The following is a 24,277-nucleotide window of genomic DNA, read 5'->3' as shown; positions in this document are numbered from 1 at the left end:
GGCCATGCCTGACCAACGGCACCAGGCTATCCACAGGGCCGCAGGAGCCAGGGCTGTGGATCGTTTCGCATGGCTGCCACAGACGACAACGCCCGCACGGGGCGGGCGTTGGTAGAGCAACTGATCTTGTCGTCAGTTGGCTGGATACTGTGGGATGACTCAGTGTAGCGTCACCCTGGCATAGCGCTTCTTGCCCGCCTGAATCACGTAGCTCTTGCCGGTGTCGAGCATATGGTCCTTGGCGACCACTTCGCCGTCGACCTTGACACGGCCGTTGCCGAGCATGTCCTTGGCCTGGGCGCTGTTGTTGGCCAGCCCCGAACGGTTGAGTACCGCGGCGATCGGTGCCTGGGCGCTGCCCTCGAAGTCGACTTCCACCTCGGGCAGGTCCTCGGGCAGTTCACCTTCTGCCAGGCGGTTGCCAGCCGACTTGTGGGCGCTGGCCGCGGCCTCCTCATCGTGGTAGCGACCGATCAGCTCACGTGCCAGGACCATCTTGATGTCGCGCGGGTTGGCACCGGCCTCGACGTCACGCTTGAGCGACTCGAGCGCCTCGTTCGATTTCAGCGAAAGCAGCTCGAAGTAGCGCCACATAAGGCTGTCGGGCATCGATACCAGCTTGTTGAACATCGAGCCCGGCGCCTCGTCGACGCCCACGTAGTTGCCCAGCGACTTGGACATCTTCTGCACGCCGTCGAGCCCCTCGAGCAGCGGCATGGTAATGACGACTTGCGGCTCCATGCCGAAGTGCTTCTGGATCTCGCGACCCATCAACAAATTGAACTTCTGGTCGGTGCCGCCCATCTCGATGTCGGCCTCGAGGGCTACGGAGTCATAGCCCTGCACCAGCGGATAAAGGAACTCGTGGATGGAGATAGGCTGGCCCGACTTGTAGCGCTTGTCGAAGTCGTCGCGCTCGAGCATGCGAGCCACGGTGCTCTGGGCCGCCAGTTCGATCATCTTGGCGGCCGTGAGCTCGCCGAACCACTCGGAGTTGAAACGCACCTCGGTCTTGTCGGGGTCGAGGATCTTGAACACCTGCTCCTTGTAGGTCTGGGCGTTGGCGCGAACCTCCTCCTCGGTGAGCGGCTTACGGGTCACGTTCTTGCCCGTGGGATCGCCGATGCGTCCGGTGAAGTCGCCAATCAGGAAGATGATCTGATGACCCAAATCCTGAAACTGCCGCATCTTGGTCAACAGTACGCTGTGGCCGAGGTGCAGGTCGGGAGCCGTCGGATCGAAACCGGCCTTGATGCGCAGCTTGCGGCCGGACTCGAGCTTCTTGACCAGCTCCTCCTCCAGCAGGATCTCCTGGGTGCCTCGCTTCAGCAGCGCCAGCGCGCTTGCGACGTCGGTCATCGTCTCCCACTCCACGAATTGCGTTGATCCACCCTACGGCAGGGTCCATCGAATGGGACAGGATGGTAGCATGACTTCACGCCTCGCGGGGCGGCCACGTTAGGGGGGAGAAAAGAGATGGCACTTTTCGTGGGCTTGATGTCCGGCACCAGCCTGGACGGCATCGATGCCGCCCTGGTCGAGATCGACTCGTCGGGATATCCCAGGCTGCTCGCGACTCACGCCGAGCCGATGCCCGACACGCTACGTGAAGGCCTGTTGAGACTGTGCCAGGCCGAACGGATTTCCTTCGCCGAACTGGCAGCTGCCGAGGATGCCTTCAGCCGACTCCAGGCCGATGCCGTGCAGCAGCTGCTCGCCGGGCAGGCCATCGATGCAGCTCGGATCAGCGCCATCGGCAGCCATGGCCAGACCATCGAACACGCCCCCTGGGGACACGCAGAGGGCCCCGCTTATACCCTGCAGCTCGACAATCCGAGCCTGCTGGCCGAGCTGACCGGCTGCCAGGTGGTAGCCGACTTCCGTCGCCGCGACCTGGCGGCGGGCGGTCAGGCCGCGCCGCTGGCGCCGGCATTACACGAGGCTCTGTTTCGTCGATCGGGACAGTGGCAGCTGGTCCTCAACCTGGGCGGCTTTGCCAACCTGACCCTTTTGCCGCCAAAGGAAAGTGGCGCCGATATCATCGGTTTCGACACCGGCCCGGCCAACGCCCTGCTCGACGCCTGGCATGCACGCCACCGCGGTGGCCGCTTCGACGCCGACGGTACCTGGGCAGCGTCCGGGCGGGTGGACGGAACGCTACTGGAGCACCTGCTCGCCGACCCCTTCTTTCATCGACCGCCACCACGCAGCACGGGCAGGGAAGCGTTCCACCTCGACTGGCTGAGTCAGCACCTGACCGGAAAGGAGCATCCCGAGGACGTCCAGGCCACCCTGGCGGAGCTGACCGCCACCAGCGTGGCCCTGGGCATCGAGATGGCGCGCGAACTCGTCGATGCGCCCACGGCAACGGCCCTGATTCCCTGCGGCGGCGGCGCTCACAATAGCGACCTGCTGCAACGCCTGGCCCGCCACCTGCCTGAAACCGCCCTGGTGCCCAGCAGCGACTGGGGGTGGCCGGCCGACTGGCTGGAAGCCGGCGCCTTTGCCTGGCTCGCCTGGCGCCGCCTGGAAGGGCTGCCCGGCAACCTGCCCAGCGTCACCGGCGCCGCCGGCCCCCGCGTCCTCGGCGGCGTCTATGCACCCTGAAGCGGGGGCCAAGGAAGCGCTTTAGCGTGCAGGCAGGCATTCAGTACTTTCTAGAAGTCGTCGTCGTCGCGCAGCGAGAACCGCTGCGCACCGTCCTGGGCCTTGGCCAGCACGTCACTCTTCTCGTCGCCGTACTTGATCATCATGCGCAGCTCATTGGCTGAGTCGGCATGCACCATGGCCACCTGCTCGCTGATCTTGCCCGCCTTGTAGAGTTCGAACAGCGCCTGATCGAAGGTCTGCATGCCCTGGTCGCGCGAGCGAGCCATGACGTTCTTGATCTCGCCCACGTCGCCCTTGCGGATCAGGTCGGCGATCAACGGCGTGCGCAGCAGAATCTCGATGGCCGGGGTGCGCCCCCCGTCGCGGGTCGGCAAGAGCTGCTGGGCGACGATGGCGTGCAGGTTGAGCGAGAGGTCGAGCCAGATCTGCTCGTGGCGCTCGTGCGGGAAGAAATGAATGATGCGGTCGAGCGCCTGGTTGGCATTGTTGGCGTGCAGGGTTGCCAGGCAGAGGTGACCCGTTTCGGCGAAGGTCAGCGCGTGCTCCATGGTCTCGCGGGTTCGCACCTCGCCGATCAGGACCACGTCCGGGGCCTGGCGAAGGGTATTCTTCAACGCCACTTCGAAGGATTCGGTATCGATACCCACTTCGCGCTGGTTGATGATCGCCTTCTTGTGCGGATGGACATACTCGATGGGGTCCTCGACGCTGATGATGTGCCCACCCACGGTCTCGTTGCGCTGCTGGATCATTGACGCCAGGGTGGTCGACTTGCCGGTACCGGTGCCGCCCACCACGAATACCAGCCCGCGCTTGAGGTTGGCCAGCTCACCCAGCTGCGCGGGAAGCGAGAGCTCCTCGAGGTGGGGAATCTCGTAGGCGATGCGCCTTATGACCATGGCCCATTGGTTGCGCTGCTGAAAGGCGCTGACCCGAAAACGTCCCCTACCGCTGAGACTCAGGGCGAAGTTGGCCTCGCGCTCCTGCTGGAAGCGCTCCTTGAGCCCTTCCGGCACCGCCACGTTGACCAGCTCCCGCACCTGCTCCACCGAGAGCCGCTGGTCACCGAGCGCCGTGAGCTTGCCCGCGGTCTTGATGGTGGGTGGCGCCTGCACCGAGATCAGCAGGTCCGAGGCCTCCTGCCGGGCCATGATGTCGAGCAGCTGCTCCAGCCATTCTTGTGCTGTCATTCCCCGTCCCCCTATGTTCCCAGGCCGTCAGCTGGCCAGCATACTCTTGGCGCGGGCCTGCGCCTCGTCGCGATTGACCACGTTCTCCGCTACCAGCTTGGCCAGCGCGGCGTCGAGGGTCTGCATCCCCAGATTGCCACCGGTCTGGATCGCCGAATAAATCTGCGCCACCTTGTCCTCGCGGATCAGGTTGCGCACCGCGGCATTGGCGATAAGGATCTCGTGGGCCGCGACCCGCCCCCCGCTGCGACGCTTGAGCAGCGTCTGCGAAATCACCGCCTGCAGCGACTCCGACAGCATCGAGCGGACCATGGCCTTCTCCTCGCCGGGGAAGACATCGATGATGCGGTCGATGGTCTTGGCCGCCGACGTGGTGTGCAGGGTGCCGAATACCAAGTGGCCCGTCTCGGCGGCGGTCAGGGCCAGGCGAATGGTCTCGAGGTCGCGCAACTCGCCGACCAGGATCACGTCGGGGTCCTCGCGCAGGGCGCTGCGCAGCGCCTGGGCGAAGCCGTGGGTGTCGCGATGCACTTCGCGCTGGTTGATCAGGCAGCGCTTGCTGCGGTGGACGAACTCCACCGGATCCTCGATGGTGAGAATGTGGTCGTAACGGTGATCGTTGATATAGTCGATCATTGCGGCCAGGGTGGTGCTCTTGCCCGAACCGGTGGGACCGGTGACCAGCACCAGGCCACGCGGCAACAGCGCCAGGCGGCGGAAGACGTCGCCCAGCTCCAGGTCTTCCATGGTCAGCACTTCGCTGGGGATGGTGCGAAACACCGCACCGGCGCCGCGGGCCTGGTTGAATGCATTGACACGAAAACGCGCGACTCCGGGGACCTCGAAGGAGAAGTCAGTCTCGAAGAATTCCTCGTAGTCGCGACGCTGGCGGTCGCCCATGATGTCGTAGATCAGCTTGCGAACCTCGCGATCCTCCATGGCGGGCACGTTGAGCCGGCGAATGTCGCCGTCGACGCGAATCATCGGCGGCAATCCGGCCGACAGATGCAGGTCGGAGGCGTTCTGCTTTGCCGAGAACGCCAGCAGTTCGGTAATATCCATGCGATTCCCCAGCTCCCCGGTTTGAGGTTCCAGCGAGTATGACAGACCTTGCGGACATAACGGACATCATGTGGCAGACATGACGGATACCATGCTTTCAGAGTCGCTGGCCAGTGCTCGCGAACGCCTGGCCCAGGCCCTCGCCTCGGCGGAACGCCCTGCCGAGGCGGCGCGACTGCTCGCGGTCAGCAAGACCAAGCCGGCCGGCATGATCCGCGAGGCGTGGAAGCTGGGTCAGCGCGAGTTCGGTGAGAACTACGTCCAGGAAGCGTTGGAGAAGCAGGCCGAGCTGGCCGACCTGGAGGACATCGTCTGGCATTTCATCGGCCCCTTGCAGGCCAACAAGACGCGGGCCGTCGCTGAACACTTCGACTGGGTCCACAGCGTCGACCGCGAGAAGATCGCACGTCGCCTGAACGACCAGCGCCCCGAGGCACTGGGGCCGCTGCAGGTCTGCCTGCAGGTCAATGTCAGCGGAGAGTCCAGCAAGTCGGGCATCGCTTTCAATGAGTTGGAGAGCCTGGCGCAAGCGGTGCTATCGTTGCCGCGGCTGCGGCTACGTGGGTTGATGGCCATCCCGGCCCCGGCCGAGGATCTGGCACGTCAGCGCGAGCCCCTGGCCCGACTGCGCCGTGCCCTGGAAACGCTGCGCCAGCGCTTCCCCGATGCCCCGCTCGACACCCTGTCGATGGGCATGAGCGACGACCTGGAAGCCGCCGTGCTGGAGGGTGCCACCCTGGTACGCCTGGGCACGGCCATTTTCGGTACACGAGACACCTCGCGTCGCTAGGCGGCGTACCCGCATGGCTGCCAGCCGGCCACGCAAAGCAAATGATAAAAGAAGGACGGATCGCAATGGCCAGCAGAGTCACCTTCATCGGCGCCGGCAACATGGCAGGCGCCATTATCGGCGGCATGATCGCCAACGGCCACCCGGCCAATGCCATCACCGCCACGTCACCCAGCGATCAATTCCTGGCACCGCTCCGTGAACGCCTGGGCATTCGCACCGATACCGACAATGCGGCGGCGGTAGGCGATGCCGATATCGTGGTGCTGGCGGTGAAGCCGCAAGTCATGCGCGATGTCTGCGAAGGGCTTCGCGATACCCTGCAGCGCCACCGGCCGTTGATCATCTCGGTGGCGGCCGGCCTGTCCGCCGAATCGCTGCAGACCTGGCTGGGCGGCGGCCTGCCGCTGGTGCGCTGCATGCCCAACACCCCCTCGCTGGTCGGCGTTGGCGCCGCCGGCCTGTTCGCCTCGCCCGAGGTCAACGCCGCGCAGCGCCAACAGGCAACCGAGCTCCTCGAAGCCGTGGGTCTGGTCGAGTGGGTGGATGAGGAGAGCCTGCTGGATGCCGTCACTGCCGTATCGGGAAGTGCACCGGCCTACTTCTTCCTGATGTTCGAGGCCATGGAGGAGGCCGGCGTCAAGCTCGGCCTGCCGGCCGAAACCGCGCGCCGCCTGGCGATCCAGACGGCACTGGGCGCGGCCAAGATGGCGCAGGACAGCGAACATACCCCGGACCGGCTCAAGCGCAACGTGATGTCGCCTGGCGGTACCACCGAGCGAGCGGTGGAACATCTCGAGCAGGCCGGCCTGCGTGGCATGCTGGCCGATGCCATGGAAGCCTGTGCCGCTCGCGCCCGCGAGATGGCAGAAGAGCTCGGCAAGCGTTAGCCTTTCAGGTCGCTCGCGTAAACGGAGCGGCCTTTCGACGATATGGAGGAGCCCACATGGGCCAACTGGGAAATGCCGGCCTGCTGCTGGTCAACACCCTGATCAACATCTACCTGTTCCTGATGATGCTGCGCTTTCTGCTGCAGGCGTCGCAGGCCGACTACTACAACCCCATCAGCCAGTCGGTGGTGAAGGTCACACAGCCAGTGGTAAGGCCGTTTCAGAGCTTCCTCGGCCCGGTGATGGGGCGCTTCGACCTGGCCACCCTGGCCGCCGCCTTCGTGCTCAAGGCCGTCAGCATCGTGGTGATCCTTCAGATCGCCGGCATCGGCATGCCGCCGCTCACCCAAGTGGCCATCGGCGCCGTGGCAGCCATTGCCAATGCCATCCTCAAGATCTATTTCTTCGCCCTGATCGTGATGATCATCCTGAGCTGGGTCGCGCCCAATGCCAGCCATCCCGGGGCGCTGCTGGTGATGCAACTGGTTGAGCCGATCATGGCACCGGTGCGCCGGGTCATTCCGCCGCTGGGCATGATCGACCTGTCGCCGATCGTGGTCTTCATCGCCATCAGCCTCATCGATGGTATGGTGGTCGGCGCACTGGCACGTGCCGCCGGTATCGCCGGCGCCCTGGTGGGCCTGTGAGACCTGTCCGTGTGACGGACCTCAACGACTGGACATAGAACGACAAGATGCCCGAGCACCCCGACGATTCGGTCGGCCTGGTGACGCCCCAGAAGGCTCACTTCGACGACCCTCTGGCCCTGGCCTGCGGCAGGACCCTGCCCGCCTACGACCTGGTCTTCGAGACCTATGGCACCCTGAACGCGGAGCGCTCCAATGCGGTATTGATCTGCCACGCCCTGTCGGGCCACCACCATGCCGCCGGGTACCACACCCTTGACGAACGCAAGCCGGGCTGGTGGGACGCACACATCGGCCCCGGGAAATCCATCGATACCAACCGCTTCTTCGTGGTGTCGCTGAACAACCTTGGCGGCTGCCACGGCAGCACCGGGCCGAACAGCGAGAATCCCGCCAGCGGCCGCCAGTGGGGGCCCGATTTCCCCATGGTCACGGTGAGCGACTGGGTGCACAGCCAGGCCCGCCTGGCCGACCGGCTGGGCATCGAGCGCTTCGCTGCCGTGATCGGCGGAAGCCTCGGGGGCATGCAGGCGCTGCAGTGGAGCCTGACCTATCCCGAGCGAGTCGCCAACGCCGTCATCATCGCCGCCACACCCAAGCTCTCGGCGCAGAACATTGCCTTCAACGAGGTAGCGCGACAGGCGATTCGCTCGGACCCCGACTTTCACGAGGGTTGGTATGCCGAACGCGGCACCGCGCCGCGCCGTGGCCTGAAGCTGGCGCGGATGGTTGGGCACATCACCTACCTTTCGGAAGACGCGATGGGCAGCAAGTTCGGTCGCGACTTGCGTAGCCAGGACCTCAACTTCGGCTATGACGTGGAGTTCCAGGTCGAGTCCTACCTGCGCTACCAGGGAGACACCTTCTCCACCGCCTTCGATGCCAATACCTACCTGTTGATGACCAAGGCACTCGACTATTTCGATCCCGCGGCCGACCACGGCGGCGTGCTGGCCGACGCCGTCGCGCCCAGCCAGTGCCCCTTTCTGGTGGTGAGCTTCACCAGCGACTGGCGCTTCCCGCCCTCGCGTTCGCGTGAGCTGGCCAACGCCCTGATTCGCGCCGGCAAGCCGGTGAGCTACGTCGACATCGACTCACCCCACGGCCACGACGCCTTCCTGCTGCCGGAGCCGCGCTACCAGGCCATATTCGCCGCCTTCATGGCGCGTGCCGCCCGCGAGCTGGGCCTCGAGGAGACCGCATGATGCGCGCCGACCTGGAGCTGATACATCGCTGGGTGCCCGATGGCGCTCATATCCTCGACCTGGCCTGTGGCGACGGCACGTTGCTCGAGGCCCTGGGGCGCGACAAGGGTGTCACCGGCTACGGCCTGGAGATCGACCCCGAGGGCATCACGGCGTGCATCGCCAAGGGCGTGAGCGTGATCGAGCAGAACCTCGACGAGGGGCTGGTCAATTTCGAGGACGACACATACGACCTGGTGGTCATGACCCAGGCGCTGCAAGCGCTGCGTCGCCCCGACCGCATGCTCGACGAAATGCTGCGCGTCGCTGACGAATGCATCATTACCTTTCCCAACTTCGCCTACTGGCGTCACCGGGTGCACCTCGGCATACGCGGCTACATGCCGGTGTCGAAATCGCTGCCCTACGCCTGGTACGACACGCCCAACATTCACCTGTCGACCTTTAACGACTTCGAGCACCTGTGCCGCGAGAAGGGGCTCAAGATTACCGACCGTGCCGTGGGAATCGGCGACCACGAGGGACACTGGGCCACGCGACTCTGGCCCAACCTGTTCGGCGAGATCGCCATCTTTCGCGTCGAGCGTCAAAATCGCCGTTGAGCAGTACTCGCCATGGAGAACGCCCATGCTGAAACGCATCCTGCCACGCCATCGCCTGGCCCTGGCCCTGCTGCTGGGGCTGCTGCCGCTGCAGGGCCAAGCCCAACAGTTCGAGCGGGTCGGTGACTACCAGATTCACTACAGCGCCGTAAGCACCAGCTTCCTGCCCCCTTCCGTGGCCGAGGCCCACGGCATTCAGCGCAGCCCCGCCATGGCGTTGCTCAACGTCAGCGTTCTGGAGGAGGACGATGGCGAACTGCGACCGGTCAACGCCCGGGTCGAAGGTACGGTGAGCGCCTTGCAGGCCGGCGAGCATACCCCGCTCGCCTTCCGCACCCTGCGCAGCGGCGAAACGCAGTCGCAGGTTGCCGTTTTCCGCATTCGCGACGACGAGCCCATGCACTTCGCCCTTGAGGTTCGCTACGACCGCAACCATGAGCCTGCCGAAGTGAGCTTCATCCAGCGCTTTCATATCGACGGCTGAGTCGACGCATGCGCCAGCCGATCGCCCACCTGGACGAGCTCAAGGGCATGCCCTCGAGGGGCGTGGTACTGCCCGACGGCCGCAGCGCCTTCCTCGTGCGCGTGCATGGCCGGATCAGCGCCTTCGTCAATCGCTGTCCGCACCGGCAAGTCCCGTTGAACCTGCCCGACGGGGATTTCCTCGAGTCAAGCCGAGAATTGATTCAGTGCGGCGTGCACGGCGCGCTGTTCCTGCCGGAAAGCGGCGAGTGCGTATTCGGCCCATGCCAGGGTCGATCGCTCGAGCCGCTACCTGTTTCAGTCGATGCCGAGGGCAATATTCACTTGGCGAGTGAGTGATACCGGAAGGCGAGTGCCCAGGCTGATCGACACCGGTCGCCCGTGGCGCCAGCCGACCTCGCAGCCGTGCGCCACCACCTCCACGCCGCGCTCCGCCACTGATCTGAGCGTGGCGGCGTAGGCCGGGTCGAGATGTGCCGCCGGCGCCACGTCACGAATGCCGGTGTGCGCCACGCAGAACAGCAGAACCGCTCGCTGGCCCTGCTCCGCCAGGGCCGCCAGCGCCAGCAAGTGCTTGCGCCCGCGCTCGCTCACCGCATCCGGGAAGTAGCCGTGGCCATCGAACTCCTTGAGCGTCACCTGCTTGACCTCCACGAAGGCAGCGCCGCGCTCGGCATCGTCGAGGTAAAAGTCGAGCCGCGCCCCCTCGACCCGAACCTCGCGCTTGAGCGTGGCATAGCCCGCCAGCGCCGGCACCTGTCCGGCATGCAGTGCCTCCTCGACGATGCGATTGGTGCGCCCTGTATGCACCGAGGCCAATGCCACGCTGCCGTCGGACTGGGTCAACTCGATCAGCTCCCAGGTCCAGGCCAGCTTGCGCGCCGGGTTGTCGCTTGGCGCCAGCCACACGCGGCAACCGGGTACGTTCACCGCTCGCATCGAGCCGGTATTGGGGCAGTGAGCTACCACCTCGCGGCCGTCCTCGAGACGCACGTCGGCCAGGAAGCGCTTGTAGCGACGCAGCAGTACGCCGGGCACCAGGTCGGGATACTCCAAGGTAGCGCCTCCTATTGCCGGGCCAGGAAGCGCTCGAGCCGGCTCACCGCCTCTTCCAGCCGTGCGATACCGGTGGTGAAGGCGATGCGCACGTGGTGTTCGCCGCCGCGCACGGCGAAGTCGACTCCGGGCGTAATGGCGACGTTCTCCTCCTCCAGCAGGCGCTGGCAGAAGGCCGAACTGTCACGACTGTAGCGCGAGATATCGAGCCACAGGTAGAAGGCCCCCTGGGGCGGCAGCGAAGGCGCCAGCTCCAGCCGGGCGAGGCCGGCCAGCAGCGCATCGCGGCGACGACCCATCTCGCGGCGCCGCTCTTCCAGAAGATCGCGGCACTCGGGGGTGAAGGCGGCCAGCGCCGCGTGCTGGGCCGGGGTGGGCGCGGCGAGGAAGACGTTCTGCGCCAGCCGGGTCAGCGGCTCCACGGCCTCCTCCGGTGCCAGCAGCCATCCCAGGCGCCAGCCGGTCATGCCGAAGTACTTGGAGAAGCTGTTGACCACGAAGGCATCGCTACTGAGCGAGGCCACCGACAGCGGCGCGATGTCGTAGCTGAGCCCCTGATAGATCTCATCCACCAGCAGGTGACCCCCGCGCTCGGCCACCGTGTCGGCCACTGCCTTCAGCTGTGCCGCATCGAGCATATGGCCGGTGGGGTTGGAGGGCGTGGCGAGCATCGCCAGGCGTGTGTCATCGAGCCAGTGGTCCGCGACGAGATCGGCGTCGAGCTGCCAGCCGCTCTCCAGGCCGACGGGGACGGCGTCCACCTCGGCGCCGGCCAGGGCCATGAAGTGCCGGTTGCAGGGGTAGTTGGGGTCGGCCATCAGGACGCGGTCGCCCGGGCCGACCAGCAGTTGGCTGGCCAGCAGCAGCGCGCCGGAAGCCCCCGGCGTGACCAGGATGCGCCGGGGATCGACCTCGGCAGCGAAGTGGTTGCCATAGTGGCCGGCGATGGCCTCGCGCAGCGCCGGCAGCCCCGCGGCCGGGCTATAGCGCGTGCGCCCCGCCGCCAGTGCCGCCTGCCCGGCCGCCACCACCGGCTCCGGGGTGGGGAAGTCGGGCTCGCCCACTTCCAGGTGAATGACGTCATGGCCGGCCGCCTCGCGTGCCTGGGCGGCCTCCAGCAGGCTCATCACACGAAAGGGCGCAACGCGATCAACGCGTGGATTCCATGACATGGCAAACTCCTGAACGCAAATAGGTGGCCGGCGGCGGCACTTTTCCCGATCCGGCGGTCAAAAAACCATACCACCGTTTCGGCCTGCCGGGAGGCCTCTGCCGTTCCCATTGGGTATTGCAAAACGTATCGAATTCCGATAAACAAGCATGCCTTTGGCGTGAGATACCTTGCGCAAGTTGCGGGGTATTGATCAGCAGTCACTCAAGTAACGAGGCAGTCCCATGCCAGTAGCAGACAAGAAAGCGGAAGCGCCCAAAAAATTCACCCCGTACGAAGCGGCACCGGGTGAAGAGTACATGAACGAGCAGCAGCTTGAGCACTTCCGACAGATCCTGCTGGGCTGGAAACAGGAGCTCATGGAAGAGGTCGATCGCACGGTGCGCCATCTGCAGGAAGAGGCGAACAACTACGCCGACCCGGCGGACCGGGCCACCCAGGAAGAAGGGTTCAGCCTGGAGCTGCGTACCCGTGATCGTGAACGCAAACTGCTCAAGAAGATCAACGAGACGCTCGAGAAGATCGATGAGGACGACTACGGCTTCTGCGAGGCCTGCGGCGTCGAGATCGGCATCCGTCGCCTGGAGGCTCGCCCCACCGCGACGCTGTGCGTCGACTGCAAGACCCTGGCCGAGCTCAAGGAAAAGCAGCTCGGCGGCTGAGGCGGGCGTGATGCACCTCGCGCCACTTCGCAACGGGCACCGCTGGGTGCCCGTTTACGTGTTGGCCACCGCCGCCAGGAACCAGCCATGACCGGCTACCGCGGCCGCTTCGCCCCCACGCCCTCCGGCGCCTTGCACTTCGGCTCGCTGATCGCCGCCCTGGCCAGCTTTCTCGATGCCCGGCGGGCCGGCGGCGAATGGCGCGTCCGCGTCGAAGATATCGACCCGCCGCGCTGCCCACCGGGAGCCGCCGACACCATCCTGCGCCAGCTCGAGGCCTTCGGCCTGCATTGGGATGGCCCCGTGCTCTGGCAGCATGATCGCGACCCGGACTACGCGGCCGCTCTCGAGCGGCTCAAGGCGCTGGGCCTGGCCTATCCCTGCAGTTGCTCGCGCAAGCAGTGGCGCGACTATTCCACCTATCCCGGCTGGTGTCGTGAAGGCGTGCGAGAAGCTGGCAAGCCGACGGCCTGGCGCTTGCGCAGCGATCTCGGCCTGCGCCCGGTGGTGTGGCAGGACCGCCTTTTCGGCGAGCAGCGTTTCGATCCGGCCGAGCTCGGCGACGTGGTGCTCAGGCGCAAGGATGGGCTGTGGGCCTATCAGCTCGCCGTGGTGGTGGACGATGCCGACCAGCGCATCAGCGACGTGGTACGCGGCTTCGACCTGCTCGACAACACGCCCTGGCAGCGCCAACTGCAGCATGCGCTTGGCCTGCCCGAGCCGCGCTACCTGCACCTGCCCTTGATCGTCAACCATCAAGGCCAGAAGCTATCCAAGCAGAACCTGGCGCCGGCGCTGCCGCTCGAGGACGTCGCGGTGCGCCCGTTGCTTCACCGCGCCCTGGTCGCGCTCGACCAGAACCCGCCCGACGAGCTGAGCGAGGCAGCGGTGTGCGAACAACTCTCCTGGGCGATCGTTCATTGGGAGCCGCAGCGTATCCGTGCCGAAGCCCAGCGCAGGGAGTGAGGAGCCCCATGTACGTCTACCGCATCATGCTGTTCCTGGTCTTCGGTGGCTACCTGCTGTCGCCGCTGTTGATGAGCGGCTGGTCGAGTCCCGGCGTGGCCTGGTATCGCCCGTTTGTCATCTGGGGCGTGCTGATCGCCCTGACGCTGTGGCTCGAGCAGAAGAGGAAACTCGATGAGCGCTAGCCTGGCCGGCGTCTTCGCTCTGGGCGGCGGCTACCTGCTGCTGATGTTCCTCTGCGCACTGGCGGTGGAGAGGGGCTGGCTCAGCCGCAACGTGACGCGTCACCCCGCCGTCTATACCCTGGCGCTCGGCGTCTACGCCAGCGCCTGGGCGATTTACGGCAGCCTGGAGCTGGCCGCCGCCTCGGGCTACGGTTATCTGGCCTATTACCTGGGCGTGGCAGGTGCCTTCCTGCTGGCACCGGTGCTGCTGGTCCCCATCCAGCGCATGACCCGCACCCACCAGCTCGCCTCGCTGGCCGACCTGTTCGCCTTCCGCTTTCGCTCGCGCTGGGTCGGCACGCTAATCACCGTGATCAGCCTGCTCGCGGTGATGCCCTTGCTGGCACTGCAGGTCCAGACCCTGGGCGACGCCATCTATCTGATGACCGGCGCCGCCTCGCCCGCCCTGCTCGCCTTGGCCCTGAGCCTGTTGATTGCGTTGTTTGCGATGATCTTCGGCACCCGCCACGGCAAGGGACCCGCTCGGCACGACACCCTGCTGGCCGTGATCGCCCTCACCTCGGTCATCAAGCTCGTCGCCATGCTGGCGCTGGGTGCGTTCGCCCTGTTCGTGGTCTTCGACGGCCCCGCCGACCTGCAGGCCTGGCTGGACGGCCCCGGGCAGTTCTACCAGGCCGGCGTGGAGCAGCCCGATGCCGCCCATTGGCGCACCCTGCTGCTGCTGTTCTTCGCTGCAGCACTGCTGATGCCGCACATCTTCCACATCACGTTCGCCGAGACCCTGTCGCGCCATACCCTGCTGCAGGCGAGCTGGTCGCTGCCGCTGTTCCTGCTGCTGATGGCGATACCGGTACCGCTGATCTTGTGGGCGGGACAGCGGTTGGGCGCCGATGAAGTGATCGGCGCCGCTTATCTGGCCTTCGGCCTGTCCGACGCGTTCTGGGTCCAGGCGCTGGCCTTCCTCGCCGGTCTGGCCGCCACCAGCGGTACCATGGTCATCGTCGCCATGGCCCTGTCGGGCATGATCCTCAACCACGTGCTGCTGGTGGCCCACCCGCCCGAGGCCCAGCCCAACCTTTATCGCTGGCTGCGCTGGCTGCGCCGGGCACTGATGGCGATGGTGATCATCGGCAGTTGGCTGTTCTACCGCACGGTGGGCGTCCATCACGACCTGACTACGCTGGGGCTGGCGGCCTTCGTCGGCATGGCCCAGTGCCTGCCGGGCCTGCTGGCACTACTCTACTGGCCAGGTGCCAACCGCAAGGGCATGGTGTCGGGGCTGGTCGTCGGCGTGCTGATCTGGCTAGCCGGCCTGTGGCTGCCGCTGCTTACCGGCCTCCCCAGCCTTATCCTGATCCCGCCGGGCCTCGAGCTGCTTGCCGGCGAGCCCCACTGGTACACCGTGACGCTGGTATCGCTGGCCCTGAACGTCCTCGTCTTCATCGTCGTCTCGCTGGCAACCCGTACCTCCGATGGCGAACGTGCCGCCGCCGAGGCTTGCTCGGTGGACGCGGTGATCCGACCCAAGCGGCTGCAATTGATTGCCACCACCGGAGAGGAGTTCAAGCAGCCGCTGGCCCAGGCGCTGGGTGAGAATGTCGCCCAGCGTGAAGTGGAGCGGGCGCTTACCGACCTGGGCATGTCGCCACTGGATGGACGCCCCTACGCCTTGCGTCGCCTGCGTGACCGCATTCAAGCCAACCTCTCCGGGCTCATGGGCCCGTCGGTGGCCCAGGACATCGTCGACCGCTACCTGCCCTATCGCCGCAGCGGCCAGGAACCCACCGACGACATCCATTTTGTCGAGAGCCGGCTCGAGGCCTACCGTTCGCGCCTTACCGGCCTGGCACGTGAACTCGACGGCTTGCGTCGCTACCACCGCCGCATCCTCACGCGCCTGCCGGTGGGGCTGTGCGCCTTCGGCGTCGATGATGAACTGCTGATGTGGAACGATGCCTTGGCCGAGCTATCCGGCATCGACGGTACCGGTGTGGTGGGTGCGCGTCGCGACGGGCTGCCGGCCCCCTGGGCCGAGCTGCTGGGCCGCGCCCTGGACGAACCCAACGATCATCTCTACAAGCAGCCGGTCGAGCTGAAGGGTAGCGTCCGCTACCTGACCTTCCACCGCGCGGAGCTCCAGGCCGACGACGATATCCGCGGCGGAACCGTCATCCTGATCGAGGATCACAGTGAGATGAAGTGGCTCGAGGACGAACTGGTACACGCCGCGAGGCTGGCCTCGATCGGCCAGCTGGCAGCCGGGGTGGCCCATGAAATCGGCAACCCTGTGACCGGCATCTCGTCGCTGGCGCAGAATCTGCGCTACGATACCGACGACCCCCAGGTGCTGGAGACGGCCCGCCAGGTGCAGCAGCTCACCGACCGCATCTCCCGCATCGTCAGCTCGCTGGTGGGGTTCGCCCACGGCGGTCGCCATGTCAACGGCACCACGCTGGCCCCCGTCTCCATCGCCGCGATCACCGACGAGGCGCTGCACTTGATCCGGCTGGCGCGCTCGGGAGAGGATGTCCGTTACTGTAATCGCTGTCCGGCCGAGCTCGAGGTGCTCGGCGATGCCCAGCGGCTGGCCCAGGTGATGATCAATTTGCTGAGCAACGCGCGCGATGCCAGTGAGCCGGGCGGGGAAGTGGTGATCGACGCGGAACCGGAAGGCAGCATGCTGAAGGTCACGGTCACCGACGAGGGACACGGCCTCGACGACCGGGTTCGCCAACATCTCTTCGAACCCTTTACCACCACCAAACCGCCGGGTGAAGGTACCGGACTCGGCCTGCCCCTGGTCTATAGCATCGTTGCCGAGCATCATGGCAGGATCGAGATCGAGTCGCCGCCCCCTGGGCGGGAGCAGGGCACGCGCATTTGCCTATGGCTGCCCACCGAACGAGAGGATGGTGAACATACCGATGAGCCGGATTCTGATCGTTGAAGACGAAGCCATCATCCGCACCGCATTGCGCAGGATGCTGGAACGCCATGATTATCAGGTCAGCGAAGCCGGGAGCGTGGATGAGGCGCTGGCCCTGGAGCCGCGCGGCTTCGACCTGGTGATCAGCGACCTGCGTCTGCCCGGCGAACCCGGTACCGACCTGATCGAGCAGGCCGCCCCGGTGCCGGTACTGATCATGACCAGCTACGCCAGCATGCGCTCGGCGGTGGAATCCCTGAAACAGGGCGCCGTCGACTACGTGGCCAAGCCCTTCGACCATGACGAACTGCTGGAGACCGTGGCCCGGGTGCTCCACCAGCAGGCCTCGCATCGCGCCCCACCGCCCGACATCACCGATGCCGGCGGTTCGCGCCAGCCCATGATCGGTGAATGCGCGGCCATGCAGGCGGTCTACACGCGGATTCGCAAGACCGCACCGGCCGACGTCACCGTGCTGATCCAGGGTGAGTCGGGCACCGGCAAGGAGCTGGTGGCACGCGCCATCCATCAGCAGAGCCGGCGTACCCACGCACCGCTCATCTGCGTCAACTGCGCGGCAATCCCCGAGACGCTGATCGAATCGGAGTTATTCGGCCACGAGAAGGGCGCCTTCACCGGTGCCAGCGCCGCCCGCACCGGGCTGGTCGAGGCCGCTGACGGCGGCACCCTGTTCCTCGACGAGATCGGCGAGTTGCCGCTGGATGCCCAGGCGCGCCTGCTGCGCGTGATGCAGGAGGGCGAGATCCGTCGCATCGGCTCGGTCGAAACGCGTCACGTCGATGTGCGGCTGATTGCCGCCACTCACCGCGACTTGCGTGCGCTCTCCAAGACCGGCGAATTCCGCCTCGACCTCTATTACCGGCTCAACGTGATGCAAATCGACCTTCCACCCCTGCGGGAGCGGGAGGATGACATACTGCTGATCGCCGACGCGCTGCTGGACAAAGCCTGCCGCCGCCACCGCCGTGAAGGGGTGCGCTTGTCTCGAGCGGCACGCCGGGAGATTCGCGATTACCCCTGGCCCGGCAACGTACGCGAACTCGAAAATGCCCTTGAGCGCGGCGTTATCCTTGCCGAAGGCCACCTGATCCATCCCGACGACCTGGGCCTGAGGCCAGGCCTGTCCAGCCAGGCACGTCATAGCGTCGAGCCGCCGCCGGCACCCAGCCAGACCGAAAACACGGAAGCGGATGCCGAAGAGGATCTATCGCTCGAGGACTACTTCCAGCACTTCGTGCTGGAACACCAGGACCACATGAGCGAGACCGAACTCGCCCAGAAGCTGGGAATCAGCCGCAAATGCCTCTGGGAGCGTCGCCAGCGCCTGGGTATCCCGCGCAAGAAACAGGCTCGACGCAACAGCGCCTGACGCTCGGCACGCTCGCCCTACGACTAACGATCTACGCGCCTTGACCTTCGCCAATGGCGCTTTTTTTGTGCCCGTTCGGGCTCACCTGCACCAGGTGTTACCTTCCCACCCAGAACATGCCCTGCCATGGCGCAACAGGGGTAACACATCTGCCCCGCCATACCGACCCTCCCGGGCACTGCTTTTTTAACGACCTGATATGGCTTAAAAAATCTCGCCCTGGCATATGCTGTGCAATGTACAGGACAAGAAAAACAACATCCGGCTGCCATCCTAGCCAACAAACATAACAAGGCAAGGTGGAAGGCAGGGCCTGCGCCAACAACAACAATGGCAGGCTGTGGAAAAGATGCGGCCAGAGGCAACAACAACAAGATGCCCCGGAGAGAGCCGCCCTTCGCTGCGAGTGCAACAACAACAAGAGAAGAGCGAAGCACCGGATCCATCAGGACGCGATGCGCCAACCCCGGCCCAAAACAAGAACAACGGTCGCAAGGGCGCACCTTCGGCAACAACATCAACAAGCCGAAGGCAGGCATACCACCTATGCCGTCGTGGTTGGATTATTGTTTTGAATACGAGGCGGTCGCAACCAGGAACGTCAATAATCACAACAACATGGTTTACCTGTGATGCTTGGTGACTGTGGTGCGTATTCAAGGCGATGCGCCATCACGAAGAAGAAACAGCCGCAAGGACGCAGCACCGTTTAGCTTGTCAGAGGAGGCCCAGCGGCCTCCTCTTTTGCTTTGTTCTCCCCAGGGTCGCCATACGCTGAAACGGCACGCCGCTTTGCAAGGTGTCGGTGGTCCGCTACACTCTAGGACTTTCGCACACTGCGAGTCGAAATCGCCGCATGTTCAAAGGATTTACCCGCTTTCTGCAAAGCCCTGGTGCACACTTCAGGACGCTTTTCGGCCCTCAGGATGCCTCCGGGGGGCAGGAAGGCCCTCGCATCATCCCTCGCGATCAGCATCCCGTTTCGCGCCAGCACTTCAGCGAGCCGGCACTGAAGGTGCTCTATCGTCTGCACAATGCGGGTTTCGAAGCGTACCTGGTCGGTGGCTGCATTCGCGACTCGCTGCTCGGCAAGATGCCCAAGGACTTCGACGTCGCCACCGATGCCACGCCGGAGCAGGTGCGTGAACTGTTCCGCAATTCACGCATCATCGGCCGTCGCTTTCGCATCGTGCATGTGCGCTTCGGTCGCGAGGTGATCGAGGTCACGACGTTTCGCGGCACCCACAGCGATGATCACGGCGACCATATCGCCCAGCAGTCCGAACATGGCCTGCTGCTGCGCGACAATGTCTGGGGCAACATCCAGGAAGATGCCATCCGCCGCGACTTTACCGTCAACGCGCTCTACTACAGCATTGCGGATTTCTCGATTCACGACTTTGCCGACGGGATGCGCGACATCGAATCGCGTACCCTGCGCCTGATCGGCGATCCGGCCGTGCGCTACCGTGAGGATCCGGTGCGCATGCTGCGCGCCGTACGCTTCGCCGCCAAGCTCGACTTCCATGTCGCCCCGGATTCAGAGGCCCCCATTACCGAGCTGGCACCGCTGCTGTTACAGATCCCCCCGGCCCGGCTGTTCGACGAAGTGCTCAAGCTGCTCATGGCCGGCCACGGCGTCGAGACCTTCCGCCTGCTGCGCCACTATGGCCTGTTTGCCATGCTCTTCCCCGAAACCGACGAGACCTTGGCCGAACGGGCCTGGGCCGAGCCGCTCATCGAGCACGCCCTGGCCAGCACCGACAGGCGGATTCACGAGGAGCGCCCGGTGACGCCGGCGTTTCTTTTCGCGGCCCTGTTGTGGGGCCCCGTTCAACGTCGCCAGGCTCGCCTTGAAGACGAGGGCATGCCTCCAATTCCGGCGCTGCAGCTGGCCTCGCAGCAGGTCCTGTCGCGGCAGTTGAAGCACATCTCGATACCCAAGCGCTTCAGCCTGCCGATGCGCGATATCTGGGACCTGCAGCAACGCCTGCCCCAGCGGCGCGGCAAGCGTGCCCTGCAGACCCGCGAGCATCCTCGCTTTCGTGCGGCCTACGACTTCCTGCTGCTGCGTGAGGCTGCGGGTGAGATCGAGCCCGGCCTGGGCGAGTGGTGGACGGCCTACCAGGAGGGCGACGAGCACGAACAGCGGCGCCTGCTGGAGAAGGCCGGTGCCGACACCGGCCCCGGCGGCAACAGTCCGCGACGTCGGCGACCCCGCAAGCGCCGTCGGCGCGGCCCTCCCGGTCCTGCATGACGCCTCTTGTCGACGCGTACGTCGGGCTCGGGAGCAATCTTGACGCTCCTGTTGAGCAGGTCCGCCGCGCACTCGAGGAACTCGACGCCCTGCCCTTGACGACCCGCATGGCCGCCTCGCGGCTGTACGTCAGTCGCCCCGTTGGCCCCCAGGATCAGCCCGACTTCATCAATGCCGTGGCGCACCTGCGCACTCGACTCTCTCCCCTCGCCCTGCTCGACCAGCTGCAGTCGCTGGAGCAGCGGCATCGCCGGGTGCGCCAGCGCCACTGGGGGCCGCGCACCCTCGACCTCGACCTGCTACTTTACGGAAACGAGACCCTCGAACTGCCGCGACTGCGCGTGCCGCATCCCGAAATGGCCAGCCGCGCCTTCGTGCTGCTGCCGCTCGCCGAGCTAACGCCGCAGCTGCACCTTCCCGACGGCCGGCGTATCACGACGCTTTCGAGGACCCTAGCGTCAGCCGAAGAGGTCCAGGTGTTACCTCACAACGCCAACTGAAGCGCACCGGTGTTACCAGTCGACACGACCGTCGTATTCTGGTAACAATCACGCGCAGCGCCGGTGCGCGTAGAACCCGCCGGTTGCCCGAGACACAACGAGAGCACGCCATGAAAACCGTCACGCTAAGCACACTGCAGGGCTACAAGCGCGCAGGTGATACCTTCAGCTGCCTGACCGCCTACGATGCCACCTTCGCTCGCACCGCGGCCGATGCAGGCATTGAAGTCCTGCTGGTTGGCGACTCGCTGGGCATGGTGCTGCAGGGCCATGCCAGTACCCTGCCGGTGACCCTCGACGACATCCGCTACCACACGCGCTGTGTGGCAGGGGCCAAGGGGGCGAGCCTGCTGATGGCCGACCTGCCCTTCATGAGCAACGCTTCCACCGAACGCATGCTGAATGACGCCGCCGAACTGATGCGCGCCGGTGCGGAAATCGTCAAGGTCGAAGGCGAAGCCTGGATGGCCGAAGGTATCCGAGAAATGACCCGCCGCGGCGTGCCCGTCTGTGCGCATCTGGGGCTGACGCCGCAGACCGTCTACCAACTCGGCGGCTACAAGGTGCAGGGTCGCGACGCCGCGCGCGCCGACCAGATTCTCGCCGATGCCCGCATCCTGGTCGAGGCGGGCGCCTCGATCATCCTGCTCGAGTGCGTGCCGGCAAGCCTGGGCCGCGCCATCACCGAGGCCCTCGACGTGCCCGTGATCGGCATCGGCGCCGGCCCCGACACCGACGGCCAGATCCTGGTCATGCACGACGTGCTGGGCGTCACCCATGGACGTACGCCGCGCTTCGTCAAGAACTTCATGGCAGAGGCCGACGATATTGCCGGTGCCTTCCGTCGCTACCATGAAGAGGTCAAGGCGCGTCGCTTCCCCGCCGAGGAGCATAGCTTCTAGTTCCGTTCGTTCCCTCCAGGAGCCCGTTGATGCGTACTCTGCGAGACATCCCCGCGCTGCGCGAAACGCTCGGCGAATACCGCCGCCGCGGCCAGCGCATCGGACTGGTCCCGACCATGGGCAATCTGCACGCCGGGCATCTGGCGCTGGTGGACACCGCCCGCCTTCATGCCGATGTCGTCGTGGCGACGGTGTTCGTCAATCCGCTGCAGTTCGGCCCGGGCGAGGACCTCGACGCCTATCCGCGGACCCTCGCCGACGACCAGCAGAAACTCGAGGCGGCCGGCTGCAACCTGTTGTTCACCCCTAACGTCGCCACCCTCTATCCCCGCGGCCTGGACAATCAGACGCGCGTCTGCGTTCCCGCCGTCAGCGAAGGGCTGTGTGGCGGTTCACGGCCCGGCCATTTCGACGGTGTCTCCACCGTGGTCAGTATTCTCTTCAATCTCGTGCAACCCGACGTGGCCTGCTTCGGCGAGAAGGACTACCAGCAGCTGGCGGTGATCCGCAAGCTGGTCGACGATCTGCATTTCCCGATCGAGATCGTCGGCGTCCCCATCGTGCGCGCCGAGGACGGCCTGGCGCTCTCGTCTCGCAATGGCTATCTCGACCACGCCGAGCGCGCCACGGCGCCAGAGCTGCAGCGCACCCTGGCCACCCTGCGCGAGGCGCTCGAAGGCGGCGAGCCCATCGAAGCCAGCCTCGAGGCCGGCCTGGCCCGGCTGCGTGCTGCCGGTTTCGCGCCTGATTACCTGGAGCTGCGTGCCGCCGACCTGGGACCGGTCACCGCCACGACCCGCGAGGCCGTGCTGCTGGCTGCGGCCCGCCTGGGAACGACCCGCCTGATCGACAACCTGACCCTGACCCTGCCGCGCTGAAGGCGCGCCTGAAACGCACCCGGAGGAAGCAGTCCGCATGTTCACCGTCATGCTCAAGGCCAAGCTGCACATGGCTCGCGTCACCCATGCCGTACTCAACTACGAGGGCTCCTGCGCCATTGACGGGGAGCTGCTGGACATGGCCGGCATCCGCGAAAACGAGCAAATCCAGATCTATAACGTCGAGAACGGCCAGCGCTTTACCACCTATGCCATTCGTGCCGAGGAGGCCTCGCGGGTCATCTCGATCAACGGTGCCGCCGCCCACCTGGCCGGCCCCGGCGACCGGGTGATCATTTGCAGCTATGCTCACTACAGCGAGGCCGAACTGGAGAAGCATCAGCCGAGCCTGGTCTACCTGCAGGAAGGCAACGCCGTCAGCCATACCAGCAACGCCATCCCCGTCCAGTTCGCCTGAGCGGCCGAGGTGGCGCAACGGCGAGCGCTGCCGTTACCCATGCAAGCATTGCCGCAGCGCACAACTGTCGCCTATGCTGGTCCAGTTAACGTCAGCGAACGACTCAGGAGAATTCCAATGCAAGATGTGGTGATCGTTGCCGCTCGCCGTACTGCCATCGGCGCCTTCGGGGGATCGCTTGCCGGCATTCCCGCCAGCGACCTCGGTGCGCTGGTGATCAAGGATATCCTGGCCTCCACCGGCGTGGCTGCCGACCAGGTCGACGAGGTGCTCCTCGGCCAGGTCCTCACCGCCGGCGTGGGCCAGAACCCGGCTCGCCAGGCCGCCATCAAGGCCGGCCTGCCTGCTGCCGTGCCCGCCATGACCATCAACAAGGTGTGCGGCTCCGGCCTCAAGGCCCTACACCTGGCCACCCAGGCGATCCGCTGCGGCGATGCCGAGCTGATTCTCGCCGGCGGCCAGGAGAACATGTCCGCTTCGCCCCACGTTCTGCCAAACTCACGCACCGGCCAACGCATGGGCGACTGGAAGGCGATCGATACCATGGTTCATGACGGCCTTTGGGACGCCTTCAACAATTATCATATGGGCATCACCGCCGAGAACCTTGCCGAAAAGTACGGCATCAATCGCGAGGCCATGGATGAATTCGCGGCCGCCTCCCAACAGAAGGCCGCCGCCGCTATCAAGGAAGGGCGTTTCAAGAGCCAGATCGTCCCGGTGGAAATTCCCCAGCGCAAGGGCGACCCGGTGGTCTTCGACACCGACGAGAACCCGCGCGAAGTGACCGCGGACAAACTCGGCGCCATGAAGCCGGCCTTCAAGAAGGACGGCACCGTTACCGCCGGCAACGCCTCATCGCTCAATGACGGCGCCGCCGTGGTGATGATCTGCTCCGCCGACAAAGCCCGTGAGCTCGGCCTTGAGCCACTGGCACGCATCGCCGGCTACAGCAATGCCGGCGTCGACCCGGCGATCATGGGCATCGGCCCGGCACCGGCCACGCGCCGCTGCCTGGAGAAGGCCGGCTGGAGCCTGGACGACCTCGATCTAGTCGAGGCCAACGAGGCCTTCGCCGCCCAGGCGCTCTCGGTCAACAAGGAGCTTGGCTGGGATACCTCCAAGGTCAACGTCAACGGCGGCGCCATCGCGCTCGGCCACCCCATCGGCGCCTCCGGCTGCCGCGTGCTGGTGACCCTGCTGCACGAGATGATCGCCCGCGACGCCAAGAAGGGCCTGGCCACGCTGTGTATTGGCGGTGGGCAGGGTGTCGCCCTCGCCATCGAGAGGTGAGAAAACCCTGATTCATTGCTGCGCTCGACGACCCACATGGATGTGGGAAGTGCGCTGGGTTCGTCGGGAACGAACCTAGCCATCCTGACGCCGGCGGTGCCGAAGCGTCGGACCGTCGGAATCCTCACGTAGCGGGCTACATTCCGGTTGACTTGGAGCCTTCGGCTTCTCGTCCCTTCGGGGCTATCCTCCGG

At 65.6% G+C, this 24,277-nt stretch carries 24 protein-coding genes; 19 read left to right on the top strand and 5 right to left on the bottom strand.

What is annotated here, in order from left to right; genetic code table 11:
- Window positions 1-159 precede the first annotated feature (159 nt).
- Window positions 160-1,359 carry a tyrosine--tRNA ligase gene (gene tyrS / locus ACOJCM_RS06600; RefSeq protein WP_445211271.1) on the bottom strand — a complete coding sequence of 400 codons (1,200 nt, stop codon included), beginning with the start codon at window positions 1,357-1,359 and terminating at the stop codon, window positions 160-162.
- A gap of 117 nt (window positions 1,360-1,476) precedes the next feature.
- Between tyrS and ACOJCM_RS06595 the strand changes: the two genes are divergently transcribed.
- Complete coding sequence (locus ACOJCM_RS06595; RefSeq protein WP_445211270.1) at window positions 1,477-2,607, top strand: anhydro-N-acetylmuramic acid kinase; 1,131 nt, start codon at window positions 1,477-1,479, stop codon at window positions 2,605-2,607.
- 50 nt (window positions 2,608-2,657) lie between these two features.
- Here ACOJCM_RS06595 and ACOJCM_RS06590 read toward each other — a convergent pair whose 3' ends face one another.
- Window positions 2,658-3,800, bottom strand: coding sequence for a PilT/PilU family type 4a pilus ATPase (locus tag ACOJCM_RS06590; protein ID WP_445211269.1), 1,143 nt, complete (start codon window positions 3,798-3,800; stop codon window positions 2,658-2,660).
- A gap of 27 nt (window positions 3,801-3,827) precedes the next feature.
- The gene (locus ACOJCM_RS06585) at window positions 3,828-4,862 is read right to left on the bottom strand and encodes a type IV pilus twitching motility protein PilT (RefSeq protein WP_445211268.1); all 1,035 of its coding nucleotides are present in this window, start codon (window positions 4,860-4,862) and stop codon (window positions 3,828-3,830) included.
- 79 nt (window positions 4,863-4,941) lie between these two features.
- Here ACOJCM_RS06585 and ACOJCM_RS06580 point away from each other — a divergent pair, with 79 nt between their 5' ends.
- From ACOJCM_RS06580 to ACOJCM_RS06550, 7 genes are all read left to right on the top strand, one after another.
- On the top strand, window positions 4,942-5,652 hold the full coding sequence (locus tag ACOJCM_RS06580) for a YggS family pyridoxal phosphate-dependent enzyme (RefSeq protein ID WP_445211267.1): 711 nt from the start codon (window positions 4,942-4,944) through the stop codon (window positions 5,650-5,652).
- Window positions 5,653-5,717: 65 nt separating this feature from the next.
- Window positions 5,718-6,542: a pyrroline-5-carboxylate reductase gene (gene proC / locus ACOJCM_RS06575; protein WP_445211266.1), complete on the top strand. Its 825-nt coding sequence runs from the start codon at window positions 5,718-5,720 to the stop codon at window positions 6,540-6,542.
- A 56-nt stretch (window positions 6,543-6,598) separates the two neighbouring features.
- Window positions 6,599-7,189: a YggT family protein gene (locus tag ACOJCM_RS06570; RefSeq protein WP_445211265.1), complete on the top strand. Its 591-nt coding sequence runs from the start codon at window positions 6,599-6,601 to the stop codon at window positions 7,187-7,189.
- 47 nt (window positions 7,190-7,236) lie between these two features.
- Entirely contained in the window at window positions 7,237-8,394 is a 1,158-nt protein-coding gene (gene metX, locus ACOJCM_RS06565; protein ID WP_445211264.1) for a homoserine O-succinyltransferase MetX, read from the top strand.
- Window positions 8,394-8,996, top strand: a complete 603-nt coding sequence (gene metW, locus ACOJCM_RS06560) for a methionine biosynthesis protein MetW (RefSeq protein WP_445211273.1) — start codon at window positions 8,394-8,396, stop codon at window positions 8,994-8,996. The genes metX and metW overlap by 1 nt, the downstream gene beginning before the upstream one ends.
- Before the next feature lie 25 nt (window positions 8,997-9,021).
- Window positions 9,022-9,480, top strand: coding sequence for a DUF4426 domain-containing protein (locus ACOJCM_RS06555; RefSeq protein WP_445211263.1), 459 nt, complete (start codon window positions 9,022-9,024; stop codon window positions 9,478-9,480).
- 8 nt (window positions 9,481-9,488) lie between these two features.
- Entirely contained in the window at window positions 9,489-9,818 is a 330-nt protein-coding gene (locus ACOJCM_RS06550) for a Rieske (2Fe-2S) protein (protein WP_445211262.1), read from the top strand.
- Here the strand turns inward: ACOJCM_RS06550 and sfsA are convergent.
- Together sfsA and ACOJCM_RS06540 are read right to left on the bottom strand one after the other, a co-directional pair.
- On the bottom strand, window positions 9,777-10,535 hold the full coding sequence (gene sfsA / locus ACOJCM_RS06545) for a DNA/RNA nuclease SfsA (protein WP_445211261.1): 759 nt from the start codon (window positions 10,533-10,535) through the stop codon (window positions 9,777-9,779). The two genes, ACOJCM_RS06550 and sfsA, sit on opposite strands and share 42 nt — an antisense overlap.
- An 11-nt stretch (window positions 10,536-10,546) precedes the next feature.
- Window positions 10,547-11,707: an aminotransferase class I/II-fold pyridoxal phosphate-dependent enzyme gene (locus ACOJCM_RS06540; protein WP_445211260.1), complete on the bottom strand. Its 1,161-nt coding sequence runs from the start codon at window positions 11,705-11,707 to the stop codon at window positions 10,547-10,549.
- Window positions 11,708-11,930: 223 nt separating this feature from the next.
- Between ACOJCM_RS06540 and dksA the strand changes: the two genes are divergently transcribed.
- From dksA to ACOJCM_RS06485, 11 genes are all read left to right on the top strand, one after another.
- Window positions 11,931-12,368: an RNA polymerase-binding protein DksA gene (gene dksA / locus ACOJCM_RS06535; protein WP_111415238.1), complete on the top strand. Its 438-nt coding sequence runs from the start codon at window positions 11,931-11,933 to the stop codon at window positions 12,366-12,368.
- An 87-nt stretch (window positions 12,369-12,455) separates the two neighbouring features.
- Entirely contained in the window at window positions 12,456-13,334 is an 879-nt protein-coding gene (gene gluQRS, locus ACOJCM_RS06530; RefSeq protein WP_445211259.1) for a tRNA glutamyl-Q(34) synthetase GluQRS, read from the top strand.
- 8 nt (window positions 13,335-13,342) lie between these two features.
- Window positions 13,343-13,519 carry a hypothetical protein gene (locus ACOJCM_RS06525; RefSeq protein ID WP_167119311.1) on the top strand — a complete coding sequence of 59 codons (177 nt, stop codon included), beginning with the start codon at window positions 13,343-13,345 and terminating at the stop codon, window positions 13,517-13,519.
- Window positions 13,509-16,466 carry an ATP-binding protein gene (locus ACOJCM_RS06520; RefSeq protein WP_445211258.1) on the top strand — a complete coding sequence of 986 codons (2,958 nt, stop codon included), beginning with the start codon at window positions 13,509-13,511 and terminating at the stop codon, window positions 16,464-16,466. The genes ACOJCM_RS06525 and ACOJCM_RS06520 overlap by 11 nt, the downstream gene beginning before the upstream one ends.
- Window positions 16,444-17,835: a sigma-54-dependent transcriptional regulator gene (locus ACOJCM_RS06515; RefSeq protein WP_445211257.1), complete on the top strand. Its 1,392-nt coding sequence runs from the start codon at window positions 16,444-16,446 to the stop codon at window positions 17,833-17,835. Before ACOJCM_RS06520 ends, ACOJCM_RS06515 begins: the two co-directional genes overlap by 23 nt.
- Window positions 17,836-18,691: 856 nt before the next feature.
- Window positions 18,692-20,092: a polynucleotide adenylyltransferase PcnB gene (gene pcnB, locus ACOJCM_RS06510; RefSeq protein ID WP_445211256.1), complete on the top strand. Its 1,401-nt coding sequence runs from the start codon at window positions 18,692-18,694 to the stop codon at window positions 20,090-20,092.
- On the top strand, window positions 20,089-20,592 hold the full coding sequence (gene folK, locus ACOJCM_RS06505; protein ID WP_445211255.1) for a 2-amino-4-hydroxy-6-hydroxymethyldihydropteridine diphosphokinase: 504 nt from the start codon (window positions 20,089-20,091) through the stop codon (window positions 20,590-20,592). The genes pcnB and folK overlap by 4 nt, the downstream gene beginning before the upstream one ends.
- Window positions 20,593-20,702: 110 nt before the next feature.
- Window positions 20,703-21,494 carry a 3-methyl-2-oxobutanoate hydroxymethyltransferase gene (panB, locus tag ACOJCM_RS06500; RefSeq protein ID WP_445211254.1) on the top strand — a complete coding sequence of 264 codons (792 nt, stop codon included), beginning with the start codon at window positions 20,703-20,705 and terminating at the stop codon, window positions 21,492-21,494.
- Between the two features lie 29 nt (window positions 21,495-21,523).
- Entirely contained in the window at window positions 21,524-22,372 is an 849-nt protein-coding gene (panC, locus tag ACOJCM_RS06495) for a pantoate--beta-alanine ligase (protein WP_445211253.1), read from the top strand.
- 37 nt (window positions 22,373-22,409) lie between these two features.
- Window positions 22,410-22,790 (top strand): aspartate 1-decarboxylase, encoded by a 381-nt coding sequence (gene panD / locus ACOJCM_RS06490; protein WP_445211252.1) that lies wholly within the window; start codon window positions 22,410-22,412, stop codon window positions 22,788-22,790.
- A 117-nt stretch (window positions 22,791-22,907) separates the two neighbouring features.
- A complete protein-coding gene (locus tag ACOJCM_RS06485; RefSeq protein WP_445211251.1) occupies window positions 22,908-24,083 on the top strand; it encodes an acetyl-CoA C-acetyltransferase in 1,176 nt (391 codons plus the stop codon).
- Window positions 24,084-24,277 lie beyond the last annotated feature (194 nt).

This window comes from Billgrantia hypersalina (genome assembly GCF_052584175.1).
Note: the sequence above shows the minus strand (reverse complement) of the source record. Positions and strands in the feature narration are given on the sequence as shown.

What these genes read in the sequence shown, in the direction of transcription:
- ACOJCM_RS06580 (WP_445211267.1), top strand. Translation starts at nt 4,942, where the DNA reads ATGACGGATACCATGCTTTCAGAGTCGCTGGCCAGTGCTCGCGAACGC.
- panD (WP_445211252.1), top strand. Translation starts at nt 22,410, where the DNA reads ATGTTCACCGTCATGCTCAAGGCCAAGCTGCACATGGCTCGCGTCACC.
- ACOJCM_RS06515 (WP_445211257.1), top strand. Translation starts at nt 16,444, where the DNA reads ATGAGCCGGATTCTGATCGTTGAAGACGAAGCCATCATCCGCACCGCA.
- panB (WP_445211254.1), top strand. Translation starts at nt 20,703, where the DNA reads ATGAAAACCGTCACGCTAAGCACACTGCAGGGCTACAAGCGCGCAGGT.
- ACOJCM_RS06540 (WP_445211260.1), bottom strand. Translation starts at nt 11,707, where the DNA reads ATGTCATGGAATCCACGCGTTGATCGCGTTGCGCCCTTTCGTGTGATG.
- dksA (WP_111415238.1), top strand. Translation starts at nt 11,931, where the DNA reads ATGCCAGTAGCAGACAAGAAAGCGGAAGCGCCCAAAAAATTCACCCCG.
- proC (WP_445211266.1), top strand. Translation starts at nt 5,718, where the DNA reads ATGGCCAGCAGAGTCACCTTCATCGGCGCCGGCAACATGGCAGGCGCC.
- ACOJCM_RS06590 (WP_445211269.1), bottom strand. Translation starts at nt 3,800, where the DNA reads ATGACAGCACAAGAATGGCTGGAGCAGCTGCTCGACATCATGGCCCGG.
- panC (WP_445211253.1), top strand. Translation starts at nt 21,524, where the DNA reads ATGCGTACTCTGCGAGACATCCCCGCGCTGCGCGAAACGCTCGGCGAA.
- ACOJCM_RS06520 (WP_445211258.1), top strand. Translation starts at nt 13,509, where the DNA reads ATGAGCGCTAGCCTGGCCGGCGTCTTCGCTCTGGGCGGCGGCTACCTG.
- pcnB (WP_445211256.1), top strand. Translation starts at nt 18,692, where the DNA reads ATGTTCAAAGGATTTACCCGCTTTCTGCAAAGCCCTGGTGCACACTTC.
- folK (WP_445211255.1), top strand. Translation starts at nt 20,089, where the DNA reads ATGACGCCTCTTGTCGACGCGTACGTCGGGCTCGGGAGCAATCTTGAC.
- ACOJCM_RS06585 (WP_445211268.1), bottom strand. Translation starts at nt 4,862, where the DNA reads ATGGATATTACCGAACTGCTGGCGTTCTCGGCAAAGCAGAACGCCTCC.
- metW (WP_445211273.1), top strand. Translation starts at nt 8,394, where the DNA reads ATGCGCGCCGACCTGGAGCTGATACATCGCTGGGTGCCCGATGGCGCT.
- ACOJCM_RS06525 (WP_167119311.1), top strand. Translation starts at nt 13,343, where the DNA reads ATGTACGTCTACCGCATCATGCTGTTCCTGGTCTTCGGTGGCTACCTG.
- ACOJCM_RS06595 (WP_445211270.1), top strand. Translation starts at nt 1,477, where the DNA reads ATGGCACTTTTCGTGGGCTTGATGTCCGGCACCAGCCTGGACGGCATC.
- ACOJCM_RS06485 (WP_445211251.1), top strand. Translation starts at nt 22,908, where the DNA reads ATGCAAGATGTGGTGATCGTTGCCGCTCGCCGTACTGCCATCGGCGCC.
- tyrS (WP_445211271.1), bottom strand. Translation starts at nt 1,359, where the DNA reads ATGACCGACGTCGCAAGCGCGCTGGCGCTGCTGAAGCGAGGCACCCAG.
- ACOJCM_RS06555 (WP_445211263.1), top strand. Translation starts at nt 9,022, where the DNA reads ATGCTGAAACGCATCCTGCCACGCCATCGCCTGGCCCTGGCCCTGCTG.
- metX (WP_445211264.1), top strand. Translation starts at nt 7,237, where the DNA reads ATGCCCGAGCACCCCGACGATTCGGTCGGCCTGGTGACGCCCCAGAAG.
- ACOJCM_RS06570 (WP_445211265.1), top strand. Translation starts at nt 6,599, where the DNA reads ATGGGCCAACTGGGAAATGCCGGCCTGCTGCTGGTCAACACCCTGATC.
- ACOJCM_RS06550 (WP_445211262.1), top strand. Translation starts at nt 9,489, where the DNA reads ATGCGCCAGCCGATCGCCCACCTGGACGAGCTCAAGGGCATGCCCTCG.
- gluQRS (WP_445211259.1), top strand. Translation starts at nt 12,456, where the DNA reads ATGACCGGCTACCGCGGCCGCTTCGCCCCCACGCCCTCCGGCGCCTTG.